The sequence below is a fragment of the Brevundimonas sp. genome (assembly GCF_044336875.1).
GTDB lineage: Bacteria > Pseudomonadota > Alphaproteobacteria > Caulobacterales > Caulobacteraceae > Brevundimonas.
Window position 1 is genome coordinate 65993 of sequence record NZ_JBIIOP010000003.1, and the last position, 12018, is coordinate 78010.

The 12018-nt window shown below is 66.4% G+C and carries 14 protein-coding genes; 13 read left to right on the forward strand and 1 reads right to left on the reverse strand.

Annotated features, from left to right (window positions below):
• Window positions 1-83 precede the first annotated feature (83 nt).
• Window positions 84-1715 carry an AbgT family transporter gene (locus tag ACIQ1T_RS05500; RefSeq protein WP_395943525.1) on the reverse strand — a complete coding sequence of 544 codons (1632 nt, stop codon included), beginning with the start codon at window positions 1713-1715 and terminating at the stop codon, window positions 84-86.
• Between the two features lie 206 nt (window positions 1716-1921).
• Here ACIQ1T_RS05500 and ACIQ1T_RS05505 point away from each other — a divergent pair, with 206 nt between their 5' ends.
• The 13 genes from ACIQ1T_RS05505 to nuoI all read left to right on the forward strand — a co-directional run bounded on the left by ACIQ1T_RS05505 (window position 1922) and on the right by nuoI (window position 11982).
• Window positions 1922-2299 carry an NADH-quinone oxidoreductase subunit A gene (locus ACIQ1T_RS05505; protein ID WP_395943526.1) on the forward strand — a complete coding sequence of 126 codons (378 nt, stop codon included), beginning with the start codon at window positions 1922-1924 and terminating at the stop codon, window positions 2297-2299.
• Window positions 2269-2880 carry a NuoB/complex I 20 kDa subunit family protein gene (locus ACIQ1T_RS05510; RefSeq protein ID WP_395943527.1) on the forward strand — a complete coding sequence of 204 codons (612 nt, stop codon included), beginning with the start codon at window positions 2269-2271 and terminating at the stop codon, window positions 2878-2880. The genes ACIQ1T_RS05505 and ACIQ1T_RS05510 overlap by 31 nt, the downstream gene beginning before the upstream one ends.
• Window positions 2877-3506, forward strand: coding sequence for an NADH-quinone oxidoreductase subunit C (locus ACIQ1T_RS05515; RefSeq protein ID WP_395943528.1), 630 nt, complete (start codon window positions 2877-2879; stop codon window positions 3504-3506). Before ACIQ1T_RS05510 ends, ACIQ1T_RS05515 begins: the two co-directional genes overlap by 4 nt.
• A gap of 44 nt (window positions 3507-3550) precedes the next feature.
• Entirely contained in the window at window positions 3551-4765 is a 1215-nt protein-coding gene (locus ACIQ1T_RS05520) for an NADH-quinone oxidoreductase subunit D (protein WP_395943796.1), read from the forward strand.
• The gene (gene nuoE, locus ACIQ1T_RS05525; RefSeq protein ID WP_395943529.1) at window positions 4762-5439 is read left to right on the forward strand and encodes an NADH-quinone oxidoreductase subunit NuoE; all 678 of its coding nucleotides are present in this window, start codon (window positions 4762-4764) and stop codon (window positions 5437-5439) included. The genes ACIQ1T_RS05520 and nuoE overlap by 4 nt, the downstream gene beginning before the upstream one ends.
• Window positions 5439-5720: a hypothetical protein gene (locus ACIQ1T_RS05530; RefSeq protein WP_395943530.1), complete on the forward strand. Its 282-nt coding sequence runs from the start codon at window positions 5439-5441 to the stop codon at window positions 5718-5720. The genes nuoE and ACIQ1T_RS05530 overlap by 1 nt, the downstream gene beginning before the upstream one ends.
• 390 nt (window positions 5721-6110) lie before the next feature.
• Window positions 6111-7424, forward strand: coding sequence for an NADH-quinone oxidoreductase subunit NuoF (gene nuoF / locus ACIQ1T_RS05535; RefSeq protein ID WP_395943531.1), 1314 nt, complete (start codon window positions 6111-6113; stop codon window positions 7422-7424).
• Between the two features lie 2 nt (window positions 7425-7426).
• Window positions 7427-7918: a hypothetical protein gene (locus ACIQ1T_RS05540; RefSeq protein WP_395943532.1), complete on the forward strand. Its 492-nt coding sequence runs from the start codon at window positions 7427-7429 to the stop codon at window positions 7916-7918.
• Entirely contained in the window at window positions 7918-9963 is a 2046-nt protein-coding gene (gene nuoG, locus ACIQ1T_RS05545) for an NADH-quinone oxidoreductase subunit NuoG (RefSeq protein ID WP_395943534.1), read from the forward strand. The genes ACIQ1T_RS05540 and nuoG overlap by 1 nt, the downstream gene beginning before the upstream one ends.
• A 3-nt stretch (window positions 9964-9966) precedes the next feature.
• Complete coding sequence (gene nuoH / locus ACIQ1T_RS05550) at window positions 9967-11049, forward strand: NADH-quinone oxidoreductase subunit NuoH (RefSeq protein ID WP_395943535.1); 1083 nt, start codon at window positions 9967-9969, stop codon at window positions 11047-11049.
• Window positions 11049-11273: a hypothetical protein gene (locus ACIQ1T_RS05555; protein ID WP_395943536.1), complete on the forward strand. Its 225-nt coding sequence runs from the start codon at window positions 11049-11051 to the stop codon at window positions 11271-11273. Before nuoH ends, ACIQ1T_RS05555 begins: the two co-directional genes overlap by 1 nt.
• The gene (locus ACIQ1T_RS05560) at window positions 11270-11491 is read left to right on the forward strand and encodes a hypothetical protein (protein WP_395943537.1); all 222 of its coding nucleotides are present in this window, start codon (window positions 11270-11272) and stop codon (window positions 11489-11491) included. Before ACIQ1T_RS05555 ends, ACIQ1T_RS05560 begins: the two co-directional genes overlap by 4 nt.
• Complete coding sequence (gene nuoI, locus ACIQ1T_RS05565; RefSeq protein ID WP_166620546.1) at window positions 11491-11982, forward strand: NADH-quinone oxidoreductase subunit NuoI; 492 nt, start codon at window positions 11491-11493, stop codon at window positions 11980-11982. Before ACIQ1T_RS05560 ends, nuoI begins: the two co-directional genes overlap by 1 nt.
• Window positions 11983-12018: the final 36 nt, after the last annotated feature.

Consider the following 12018-nt stretch of genomic DNA (forward strand, 5'->3'; position numbering starts at 1 on the left):
AGCGGCTGTGCGCCCCGGCGAGGGGCGTCGTTTAGGCGGGCTTACCCAGCGCGTCAAGCGGCCTTTTCGGAGAAAGATCGGCCTCAGCGCGACACGGCTGTGGACGGCGCGGCTGCGGCCGGCTGAGGCGGGCTGTGCGGGCCCGTCAGGCCGCCGCCCGCAGGCTCCTGCGCGGCCACGGCGGGGGCGGGCGGTTCATAGTGGACGCCCACCCCGGGCCCCAGTGGCAGGTCCAGCGCCACCCAGGCCGCGACCATGATCAGCCCCGCCACCAGGAAGGATCCCGCATAGGGCAGCATGGTCGCCATCAGGGAGCCCAGACCGAAGCGCGGATCCCAGCGCTGGGCGAAGGTCAGGATCAGCGGGAAATAGCTCATCAGCGGCGTGGCGATATTGGTGACGGAATCCCCCATCCGATAGGCGGCGGTCGTCATCTCGGGCGAGATTCCCAGCAGCATGAACATCGGCACCACAATGGGCGCCAGCGCCGACCATTTGGCCGAGGCCGAGCCGATGAACAGGTCGAAGAAGCAGGAGACGAAGACGACGCAGATCAGCAGCAGCGGCGCGGGCAGGGCCAGGCTCTTCAGTCCCGCCGCCGCATTGACCGCCAGGATCGGTCCCAGGCCCGACCAGTTGAACATGGCCACGAAATGCGCGGCGAAGAAGGCCAGGACGATATAGGGCGCCAACTGGGCGATCCCGTCGCGCATCATCCGCACGAGATCATGGTGCGACTGAATCGAGCCCGAGCCCGCGCCATATGCGCCGCCGGTGGCGAAGAAGGTGACGGCGAAGAAGGCGACCAGCGAGCGATACAGCGGATTGAACCTCTGTTCCGGGTCCGCCTCGGCGTCGACGAAGGGCGAGCCGGGCAGGAAGGTGATCAGGGCCCACAGCGCGACCATGCCCAGGAGGGTCAGGCCGGCCCAGGCCAGGCCTCGCTTCTCGGCGGCGGTCAGGGGCTCCTTTTCCGAGGCCTTGGGGGCTTCGACGCCTGCGGCCGGAGTCCATCGGCCCAGTCGGGGCTCGATCACCCGGTCGGTCAGGAACCAGACAATGGGTGTGAAGACGAAGACCACCCCGACGATGAAGAACCAGTTGCCGGCGATGTTCACCGAATAGGATGGGTCGATCAGGTGGGCGGCCGGTTCGGTGATGCCCAGGATCAGGGCGTCGCTGGCGCCGGGAAACAGATTGCCGGCGTAGCCGCCCGAGACGGCGGCGAACCCCGCCGCCAGGCCGGCGAGCGGGTGGCGGCCGGCTGCGGCGAAGATCACGGCCGCCAGAGGAATGACGACGACATAGGAGGCGTCGGAGGCGTGGTGGGAGACCATGCCGGTGACGACCACGACCGGCGTCAGGATCAGCCTGGGCGCATTCAGCAGGGCGCCGCGAATCGCGGTGGCGAACAGGCCCGTCCTTTCGGCCACCGAGGCCCCGTAGATGATGGTGATGACGATCCCCAGTGGAGGAAAGTCCGCCAGGGTCCGGGGCATGCCGATGATCAACTGCTCCAGGTTGTCGGGCGACAGCAGACTCTGTGCGACCAGTCGGTCGCCGGTGACCGGATTGACGGCGGACCAGCCCAGGCCTGCGCCGACCAGACTCAGGACGACCAGCCCCCCGATCAGCCAAAGAAACAGGAATACCGGATCGGGGAGGCGATTCCCGATCCGCTCTACGGCGTTCAGGACGCGGCTGGCGGCGCTCATTCGGGATGACTTTCAGTTACGATTTCAAGGCCGCAGTAGGGCCGAGACGCGGCAAGAACCGCAAGCGTCGGGCCTGCGACATATGGCCCGCGGACTTGCGACCCGTTCTCAACAAAAAACCAATGCCCGCAGGGGTTTGAACCGCGCGGAGGTTGGGTCTAAGAAGCCCCGAATCCCGCCTCTCCCCGGCGGCCGAGGTTCTTTGAATGAACGCATTTCTGCTCGAATATCTGCCGGTGCTGATCTTCGCCGGCATCGCCGCTTTCATCAGCGTGCTCTTCATCGCCCTGCCTCTGTTGCTGGCGCCGAAGAACCCTGACTCCGAGAAGCTGTCCGCCTATGAATGCGGGTTCAACGCATTCGACGACGCGCGGATGAAGTTCGACGTCCGGTTCTATCTGGTGTCGATCCTCTTCATCATCTTCGATCTGGAAGTCGCCTTCCTGTTCCCGTGGGCCGTGTCGATCTTCGACCTGACCAAGGGCGGCATGGTCTTCGCCTTCTGGTCGATGATGGCCTTCCTGGGCGTCCTGACCATCGGCTTCATCTACGAATGGAAGAAGGGAGCCCTGGAATGGGAATAGTCGCGCCTTCCTCGCCGCTTCCCGGCGCTCTGGTCCCCGCCAACTCGGCCGCCCGGTCGACGGTCGAGGGCTATGATCCCAAGATCCACGACAAGTTCTTTGAAGCGGTCAACATGGAGCTGGGCGAGCGCGGCTTTCTGACCGCCTCGCTCGACGACGTCATCACCTGGGCGCGCACCGGTTCGCTGATGTGGATGACCTTCGGTCTGGCCTGCTGCGCCGTCGAGATGATCCAGATGTCGATGCCGCGCTTCGACGTCGAGCGTTTCGGCATGGCCCCGCGCGGCAGCCCGCGTCACTCGGACCTGATGATCGTCGCCGGCACCCTGACCAACAAGATGGCCCCGGCCATCCGCAAGGTCTATGACCAGATGCCCGATCCGCGCTACGTCGTGTCGATGGGCAGCTGCGCCAACGGCGGCGGCTATTATCACTACAGCTACAGCGTCGTGCGCGGCTGCGACCGCGTGGTGCCGGTGGACGTCTATGTTCCGGGCTGCCCGCCGACGGCCGAGGCCCTGCTGTACGGCCTGCTGCAGCTGCAGAAGAAGATCCGCCGCACGGGGACCATCGACCGATGAGCTCTCTCGCCGTTCAGGCCCAGTTCGAGGCCGCATTGACGCCGATGGGCGCCGAGATGGTCGGCGCCCTGGGTGTCGAGGCCCAGGTGGCGTTCGGGGAGCTGACCCTGGTCGCCCCGCGCGAGCGCATCGTCGAGGTTCTGACCGCCCTGCGCGATCAGTTCGAGTTCCAGCAGTGCCTGGACGTCTGCGGCGCCGACTATCCGGATCGCGAGGAGCGGTTCGAGGTGGTCTATCACCTGCTGTCGATGACCAAGAACGCCCGCGTGCGGGTCAAGGTCGTGACCGACGAGGTCCAGCCCGTGCCGACGGCCGTCGAGGTCTATCCTTCGGCCGGCTGGTTCGAGCGCGAGGCCTACGACATGTACGGCATGATCTTCGCGGGTCACCCGGACATGCGTCGCCTGCTGACGGACTACGGCTTCGAGGGCCATCCGCTGCGCAAGGACTTCCCGATGACGGGCTATGTCGAGGTCCGTTACGACGAAGAGCAGAAGCGGGTCGTCTATGAGCCGGTCAAGCTGACGCAGGAATTCCGGACGTTCGACTTCCTGTCGCCGTGGGAAGGCGCCGAGTATCCGGCGCCTGTGCTGCCCGGCGACGAAAAGGCTGGAGTGAAGGGCTGATGGCTGACGGCGCCCAAATCCCGACCGTCGACGTGTTCGAGGACATGCCGGTCGATCACCGGACGGACCACGCCAAGGCGATGGACGACCGCAAGTTCACCATCAACTTCGGCCCGCAACACCCGGCCGCGCACGGCGTGCTGCGCCTGGTGCTGGAGCTGGACGGCGAAATCGTCGAACGCGTCGATCCGCATATCGGCCTGCTGCACCGCGGCACCGAGAAGCTGATGGAGGCCCGCACCTATCTGCAGAACGTGCCCTATCTGGATCGCCTCGACTATGTCGCGCCGATGAACCAGGAACACGCCTTCTGCCTGGCCATCGAGAAGCTGCTCGGCGTCGAGGTTCCGTATCGCGCCCAGCTGATCCGCGTCCTCTATTCGGAAATCGGCCGGATCGGGAACCACCTGCTGAACGCGACCATGCAGGCCATGGACGTCGGCGCCCTGACGCCTCCGCTGTGGGGCCATGAAGAGCGCGAAAAGCTGATGGTGTTCTACGAGCGCGCCTGCGGCGCCCGTCTGCACGCCAACTATTTCCGTCCCGGCGGCGTCCACCAGGACCTGCCGATGGACCTGATCGACGACATCGGCCGCTGGTGCGTGGAATTCCCCAAGGCCCTGGCCGACATCGAAAGCCTGGTCACCGAGAACCGCATCTTCAAGCAGCGCAACGTCGACATCGGCGTGGTGTCGAAGGAAGAGGCCCTGGCCTGGGGCTTCACCGGCGTCATGCTGCGCGGCTCGGACATCGCCTGGGACCTGCGCAAGTCGCAGCCGTACGAGTGCTACGCCGAGCTGGAGTTCGATATTCCGGTCGGCAAGAACGGCGACTGCTGGGACCGTTACCTCTGCCGCATCGAGGAGATGAAGCAGTCGGTGCGGATCATGGAGCAGTGCATCCACAAGCTGCGCAACTGCCCCGGCGAGCCGGTCATGATCGAGGACAACAAGATCGTTCCGCCGCGTCGCGGCGAGATGAAGCGGTCGATGGAATCCCTGATCCACCACTTCAAACTGTACACCGAGGGCTTCAAGACGCCCGAGGGCGAGGTCTATGCCTCGGTCGAGGCGCCCAAGGGCGAGTTCGGCATCTATCTGGTGTCGGACGGCACCAACAAACCGTATCGCGTCAAGATCTCGGCGCCGGGCTTCCGTCACCTTCAGGCGATGGACTGGATGAACCGCGGCCACCAGCTGGCCGACGTGTCCGCCATCCTCGGCTCGCTCGACATCGTTTTCGGAGAAGTGGACCGATGAGCGTTCGTCGTCTCGCCAAGGAACAGCCCGAGTCCTTCGCCTTTTCGAAGGACACCAAGGCCAAGGCCGAATGGTGGATCAAGAAATATCCGGAAAGCCGTCGCCAGTCGGCGGTGATCCCGGTCCTGTGGCTGGTCCAGAAGCAGGAAGGCTGGGTCTCGGAGCCCGCCATCCGCGCCATCGCCGAACTGCTGGGCATGCCCTTCATCCGGGTGCTGGAGGTCGCGACCTTCTACACCATGTTCATGCTGGAGCCGGTCGGCAAGACGGCGCTGATCCAGGTGTGCGGCACCACGCCGTGCGCGCTGCGCGGCGCCAATGACCTGATGAAGGTCTGCAAGGACAAGATCGGTCCCAAGGACCATCTGTCCGCCGACGGCCGCTTCACCTGGCAGGAAGTCGAATGCCTGGGCGCCTGCTCCAACGCGCCGATGGCCCAGATCAACGACTATTATTACGAAGACCTGACGCCTGAGACCATGGCCCAGATCATCGACGACTTCGCCGCCGGCAAGTCGCCGAAGCCCGGTTCGTACGCCGGTCGTCATACCTCGGCGCCGATCGGCGGGGCCAAGACTCTGCTGGATCCGAAACTGTATGACGGTTCGGCCGCCAAGCCGATCAAGAAGCTGCCGAACAGCGATCCCGCTCCGGTCGAGAAGGCCCCCGCCTGATGACCAAGCCGGACCTCGACACGGACGAAGGCCGCGCCGCGTACCGCAAGGAGCTGCGCCAGGTCGCGCGCCCCCTGCGCGCGGGCGGGCTTGCGCTCGTGGTCGGGGCCGCCGTGCTGATCCTGCTGACCCGCCAGGGCACGCCGGGTCTGGGCGAGTGGGCGATCAATCTGTCCTATGTCATGCTGGGCCTGGGCTGGGCGTCGGTCATCGCCGCCATCTGGACCCGGACCCAGCACCACAAGCGCCGCATGCGCGAGCTCGACGGAGCTGCGTCATGACGGCGTCGATCTCATGTGTTTCCATCAGTTCGATTACGTGTGCCGGGGGGCGCCATGTCGACGGATCGCAGACGCGGAGGGCGAACGCCCAAACGCGGCCGGGGAGGGTGGACGCCCTCACGCGCCGGACGCCTGATGGTCAATCTGGCCGGCGCCGCCAGCCTGTCGCTGAGCGCCGGGCCCGCATCCGCGGACACGCCGCACTCCTCGCCTTCGGTCGCCCCCGCGACCGCGTCTTCTACGCCTTCACCCGGTCCTGCTGATGCTTCCGAACCGCGTAACAACCCCAGCCCAGAGCCACGCCAGCCGCATCCCGGCCAGCGTGATCTCGGCCTCGAACGCCAGTCCGCTCTCGGTCCTCCCCGTCGGCGCAGACGCAGGAGCAGCCTGATGGTCGGCATTCTCGAAGACAAGGACCGGATCTTCACCAACCTGTACGGCTTCCAGGACTGGACGCTGGACGGGGCGAAGAACCGCGGCGCCTGGAACGCCACCAAGGACATGCTGGACCTTGGCCGCGACTGGATCATCAACAACGTCAAGGCCTCGGGTCTGCGCGGCCGTGGCGGCGCGGGTTTCTCGACCGGCCTGAAGTGGTCGTTCATGCCCAAGGAAGTGAAGGATCGTCCTCACTATCTGGTCGTCAACGCCGACGAATCCGAACCCGCGACCTGCAAGGACCGCGAGATCATGCGCCACGATCCGCATCTGCTGATCGAGGGTTGCCTGATCGCCTCGTTCGCGATGCAGGCCCACGCCTGCTACATCTATCTGCGCGGCGAATACGTTCTCGAGCGCGAGCGGATGGAAGCCGCCGTCAAACAGGCCTATGAGGCCCGGCTGATCGGCAAGGACAATGTCCACGGCTGGGACTTCGACGTCTATATCCACCACGGCGGCGGCGCCTATATCTGCGGCGAAGAGACCGCCCTGCTGGAATCCCTGGAAGGCAAGAAGGGCCAGCCGCGCCTGAAGCCGCCGTTCCCGGCCGGCGCGGGCCTGTACGGCTGCCCGACCACAGTGAACAACGTCGAGTCGATCGCCGTCGTCGGCACCATCCTGCGTCGCGGCGCCGACTGGTTCGCCAGCTTCGGTCGTCCGAACAACACCGGCACCAAGCTGATGTCGCTGTCGGGACATGTGATGACGCCCTGCGTGGTCGAAGAGACCATGTCGATCCCGCTGCGCCAGCTGATCGAGGATCACGGCGGCGGCGTGCGCGGCGGCTGGGGCAATCTGAAGGCCATCATTCCCGGCGGCGCATCCTGCCCGGTCATCACCCGCGACCAGGCGGAGACCGTGCTGATGGACTTCGACTCCATGCGCGAGATGCGGTCCTCGCTGGGCACCGCCGGCGTGACCGTCATGGACGAGTCCACCGACATCGTTAAGGCGATCGCCCGCATCAGCTACTTCTTCAAGCACGAGAGCTGCGGCCAGTGCACGCCGTGCCGCGAAGGCACCGGCTGGATGTGGCGCGTGCTGGAGCGGATGGCCGTGGGCGAGGCCGATCCGTCGGAAATCGACCTGCTGCTGGACGTGGCCGGTCAGGTCGAAGGCCACACCATCTGCGCCCTGGGCGACGCGGCCGCCTGGCCTGTCCAGGGTCTGATCCGTCACTTCCGTCACGAGATCGAAGACCGGATCGCCAACTATCGCAGCCGCCGCGCGAACTTCGCCGGCCACGCCATCGCTGCGGAGTAATCATGCGCCTTTCGTCCGCCATTCTGATCGGAGCCTTCGCTCTCGCCGCCTGCGGCGAGCGTGAAGCCGCGCCCGGTCCGGCGGAGAAGGTCGCGGCCGCAGCGCCGAAGTCGGACGCCGTCCAGACCGCTCCGGCGGTTCTGAACGCGTCGGATGTGCGTCGCGTCTGCCGCGCGGGTCTGGCGGCCATTCACGGCCAGCAGCCCGTCGCCATCGACGTCGACGGCGTGGAAGGGGACGTGATCCACGCCTCCTGGCGCGCCCCGGTCGACGGCGGCCGGATGCGGGCCGACTGCCGCGTCGAAAAGGATCTGATCGTGTGGAAGCCGCTCGATCTGCCTGATGCAACACTCGTTCGCTGGATGAACCAGTCCGGCGACCCGGTGATCCGCTACGTCATGGACGGCGCGGCCATCACCATCACCCAGACGCTCCCGGATGGGACGACGGAACAGGCCGAGTTGGCCGTTCCCGCTGAAGAAGAGGCCCGCTGATGCCAGTCGCCAAGGTCAACGGCGTCGAGACCGAGTTCGAGCCCGGGATGACCGTGCTCCAGGTCGCCGAACGCGCTGGACAAGAGATTCCGCGTTTCTGCTACCACGAACGCCTGTCCATCGCCGGCAACTGCCGCATGTGCCTGGTCGAGGTGAAGCCTGGGCCGCCGAAGCCGCAGGCTTCGTGCGCCCTGCCGGCCGCGGACGGCCAGGAGATCTTCACCGACACGCCGATGGTCAAGAAGGCCCGCGAAGGGGTGATGGAGTTCCTGCTCATCAACCACCCGCTGGATTGCCCGATCTGCGACCAGGGCGGCGAATGCGACCTGCAGGACCAGTCGGTCGGCTACGGCCGTGACGGCTCGCGCTATTCGGAGAACAAGCGCGCGGTCGAAGAAAAGGCCATGGGCCCGACCATCAAGACCTTCATGACGCGCTGCATCCAGTGCACGCGTTGCGTCCGCTTCATCACCGAAGTCGCCGGCGTGCCGGACATCGGCATGATCTCGCGCGGCGAGGACGCCGAGATCACGACCTATCTGGAGAAGTCGGTCGCGTCGGAACTGTCGGGCAATGTCAACGACCTGTGCCCGGTCGGCGCCCTGACGCACCGTCCCTGGCAGTACCACTATCGTCCGTGGGAACTGAAGAAGACCGAGACCGTGGACGTCATGGACGCCCTGGGCTCGAACATCCGCGCCGATTTCCGCGGCTCCGAGGTGATGCGCGTGCTGCCGCGCGTCAACGAAGGCATCAACGAGGAGTGGCTGTCGGACAAGAGCCGCTATGTCGTCGACGGCCTGACCGCCCGCCGCCTGGACCGTCCGTGGATCCGCGAGAACGGCAAGCTGCGCGCCGCCAGCTGGAACGAGGCGCTGGACGCCGTCGCCGCCAGGCTGAAGGCCGCCTCGGCCGACCGGATCGGCGTGATCGCCGGCGACCTGCAGGACGCCGAGTCGATGAAGGCCACGCTGGACCTGTTCCGCGCCCTGGGCTCGAAGAACACCGACTGCCGCCAGGACGGCGCCGCCCTGGGCTATGGCCCGCGCGAGGGCTGGCTGTTCAACACCGGGCTGGAAGGCATTGAAAAGGCTGACGCCATCCTGATCGTGGGGGCCAACCCGCGCATCGAGGCGCCGCTGCTGAACGCCCGCCTGCGCAAGACCTGGATCAAGGGCGGCGTCGAGATCGGCGTCATCGGCGAGCAAGCCGACCTGACCTTCGACTACGCCTATCTGGGCGCCGGTTCGAAGACCCTGGGCAAGCTGCCGAAGTCGGCGCTCGACTTCCTGACCAAGGCCGAGCGCCCGGCGATCATCGTCGGCGCCGGCGCGCTGGGCGGGGAGGGCGGCGCCGCCGTCCTGAACGCCCTGGGCGCCCTGGCCAAGAAGGTCGGCGTGGTCACCGACGGCTGGAACGGCTTCAACGTCCTGCACCACGCCGCCGCGCGCGTCGCCGGTCTGGACATGGGCTTCGTGCCGGCCGAGGGCGGCCTGGCGGTTTCGGAAATGCTGAAGCCCGGCGCCCTGGACGTCCTGTTCCTGCTGGGCGCCGACGAGGTCGATCCGACCGGTTCGAACGCCTTCCGCGTCTATCTGGGCAGCCACGGCGACCGCGGCGCGCACGGCGCCGACGTCATCCTGCCGGGCGCCGCCTACACCGAGAAGGCCGGCCTTTACGTCAACACCGAGGGCCGGGTGCAGATGGCCGAACGCGTCGTCTTCCCGAAGGGCGAAGCCAAGGAAGACTGGGCCATCATCCGCGCCCTGTCGGCCCGCGTCGACCAGACCCTGCCCTATGACACCCTGGACCAGCTGCGCGCCAAGCTGATGGGCGATCATCCGACCTTCGGCCGGATCGACTATCTGCCGGCCCCCGTGTCGTTCGACGTGGCCAAGCTGGGCGCCAAGGGCGACCTGGGCGACCGCGTCTTCACCTCGGTCGTCGCCGACCCCTATCTTTCCAACCCGATCGCGCGCGCCAGTGCGACCATGGCCGAGCTGTCCGCCCTGCGGATCGCCCCGGTCGCGATGGCGGCGGAGTAAGTCATGGACGCTGCTGCAACCTCCTTCTGGGCCACCCCCGGCGGCTGGACCCTGATCACCCTCGGTCAGGTCCTGCTGATCACCGTCGGCGTCCTGATCGGCGTCGCCTTCCTGCTGCTGGCCGACCGCAAGGTCTGGGCCTCGGTGCAGATGCGCAAGGGGCCGAACGTGGTCGGTCCCTTCGGCCTGCTGCAGTCGTTCGCGGACATGCTGAAGTTCGTGCTGAAGGAGGTGGTCGTCCCCTCCGGCGCCGACAAGGCGGTCTTCCTGCTGGCGCCGGTCATCACCGTGGTCCTGGCCTTCATGGCCTGGGCCGTGATCCCGTTCGCCCCGGGCTGGGTCGTGTCGGACCTGAACGTCGGCGTGCTCTACATCATGGCCGTGTCGTCGCTGGGCGTTTACGGCATCATCATGGGCGGCTGGGCTTCGAACTCGAAGTATCCCTTCCTGGGCGCGCTGCGTTCGGCGGCGCAGATGGTGTCCTACGAGGTCTCGCTGGGCCTGATCATCATCAACGTCATCCTGCTGGCCGGTTCGATGAACCTGTCGACCATCGTCGACAGCCAGAAGGGCATGTTCTGGAACTGGTACGCCTTCGGGGGCGGGCAGGGCACCTGGCCGCTGATCGTCGTCATGTTCCCGATGATGATCGTCTTCTTCATCTCGGCCCTTGCCGAGACCAACCGCCCGCCGTTCGACCTGCCGGAAGCGGAGTCGGAACTGGTCGCCGGCTATCAGGTCGAATACGGTTCGACGACCTATCTGCTGTTCATGATGGGCGAGTACGTCAACATCGTCTTCATGTCGGCGATGATCAGCCTGCTCTTCTTCGGCGGCTGGAACCCCGGTTTCATCCCTCAGGGGGCGCTGGACGCCCTGCCGTCATGGCTCGAATACACGATCTATGTCCTGACCTTCGTCGGCAAGACGGTGATCTGGTTCCTGTGCTTCGCCCTGGTGAAGGCCTTCGTGCCCCGCTACCGCTACGACCAACTGATGCGCCTGGGCTGGAAGGTCTTCCTGCCCGCCTCTCTGGTCGCGGTGATCGCCACCTCGGCTTGGCGCGTGTTCGCGGTGGGTGCGTGATGAACCCACGTCTCGTCATCCTGGCCGTGGCCGCAGCGTCGGGCCTCAGCGCCTGTTCGCTCAAGCCCGCCTGGGTTCACGAGACGCCGCCGTCGGCGGACGAGCGGGCCATCGAGCGTCGTCACGACCAGGAAAGCGTGAACCTGTGTCGGATGATGAGCCGCGACGACCCGCGCTACAAACACATGGACTGCAAGCATCAGCGTCCGGGAGGCCAGGCATGAAGCGTCTGATCCTGCCGCTGAGCGTCGCCGCGACCGGCCTTATGGCCTGCGCGCCCGATACGCGGATGCCCGAGTCCAGCTATCAATGGGAACGCCGTCAGGAGCGCATCGAGCGCGACTGGCGTGCGAGCCAGGCCAAGGCGCCGGCGGCCATGCCGCAGGCGACCGCCGCCCAGACTTCAACCAACGGCGCCCCGGCGCCAGAGGATCGCTTCTGATGTTCACTCGTATCGCCCAGGCCGCCAAGGGCGCGATGATGCTCGACGCCATCGGCGCCATCGGCCTGACCCTGAAGTACATGGCCCGCCCCAAGGCGACCGTGAACTATCCGTTCGAGCGGAACCCGCAGTCGCCGCGCTTCCGCGGCGAACATGCGCTGCGCCGCTACGCCAACGGCGAGGAACGCTGCATCGCCTGCAAGCTGTGCGAGGCCATCTGCCCCGCCCAGGCCATCACCATCGAGGCCGAACCGCGCGCCGACGGCAGCCGCCGCACGACCCGCTACGACATCGACATGGTCAAATGCATCTACTGCGGCCTGTGCCAGGAGGCCTGCCCGGTGGACGCCATCGTCGAAGGGCCCAACTCCGAATTCGCCGTCGAAACGCGCGAGGAGCTGCTGTTCGACAAGGCCCGACTGCTCGACAACGGGGATCGCTGGGAACGGCTGATCGCCAAGAATCTGGAACTCGACGCGCCTTACCGCTAAGGCGCTCTCGCTTGAACGGGCCGCCGATTCCCTCGA

What these genes read in the sequence shown, in the direction of transcription:
- ACIQ1T_RS05520 (WP_395943796.1), top strand. Translation starts at nt 3,551, where the DNA reads ATGCCGGTCGATCACCGGACGGACCACGCCAAGGCGATGGACGACCGC.
- nuoH (WP_395943535.1), top strand. Translation starts at nt 9,967, where the DNA reads ATGGACGCTGCTGCAACCTCCTTCTGGGCCACCCCCGGCGGCTGGACC.
- ACIQ1T_RS05500 (WP_395943525.1), bottom strand. Translation starts at nt 1,715, where the DNA reads ATGAGCGCCGCCAGCCGCGTCCTGAACGCCGTAGAGCGGATCGGGAAT.
- nuoF (WP_395943531.1), top strand. Translation starts at nt 6,111, where the DNA reads ATGGTCGGCATTCTCGAAGACAAGGACCGGATCTTCACCAACCTGTAC.
- ACIQ1T_RS05530 (WP_395943530.1), top strand. Translation starts at nt 5,439, where the DNA reads ATGACCAAGCCGGACCTCGACACGGACGAAGGCCGCGCCGCGTACCGC.
- ACIQ1T_RS05510 (WP_395943527.1), top strand. Translation starts at nt 2,269, where the DNA reads ATGGAAGAAGGGAGCCCTGGAATGGGAATAGTCGCGCCTTCCTCGCCG.
- ACIQ1T_RS05555 (WP_395943536.1), top strand. Translation starts at nt 11,049, where the DNA reads ATGAACCCACGTCTCGTCATCCTGGCCGTGGCCGCAGCGTCGGGCCTC.
- nuoE (WP_395943529.1), top strand. Translation starts at nt 4,762, where the DNA reads ATGAGCGTTCGTCGTCTCGCCAAGGAACAGCCCGAGTCCTTCGCCTTT.
- ACIQ1T_RS05560 (WP_395943537.1), top strand. Translation starts at nt 11,270, where the DNA reads ATGAAGCGTCTGATCCTGCCGCTGAGCGTCGCCGCGACCGGCCTTATG.
- ACIQ1T_RS05515 (WP_395943528.1), top strand. Translation starts at nt 2,877, where the DNA reads ATGAGCTCTCTCGCCGTTCAGGCCCAGTTCGAGGCCGCATTGACGCCG.
- ACIQ1T_RS05540 (WP_395943532.1), top strand. Translation starts at nt 7,427, where the DNA reads ATGCGCCTTTCGTCCGCCATTCTGATCGGAGCCTTCGCTCTCGCCGCC.
- nuoI (WP_166620546.1), top strand. Translation starts at nt 11,491, where the DNA reads ATGTTCACTCGTATCGCCCAGGCCGCCAAGGGCGCGATGATGCTCGAC.
- ACIQ1T_RS05505 (WP_395943526.1), top strand. Translation starts at nt 1,922, where the DNA reads ATGAACGCATTTCTGCTCGAATATCTGCCGGTGCTGATCTTCGCCGGC.
- nuoG (WP_395943534.1), top strand. Translation starts at nt 7,918, where the DNA reads ATGCCAGTCGCCAAGGTCAACGGCGTCGAGACCGAGTTCGAGCCCGGG.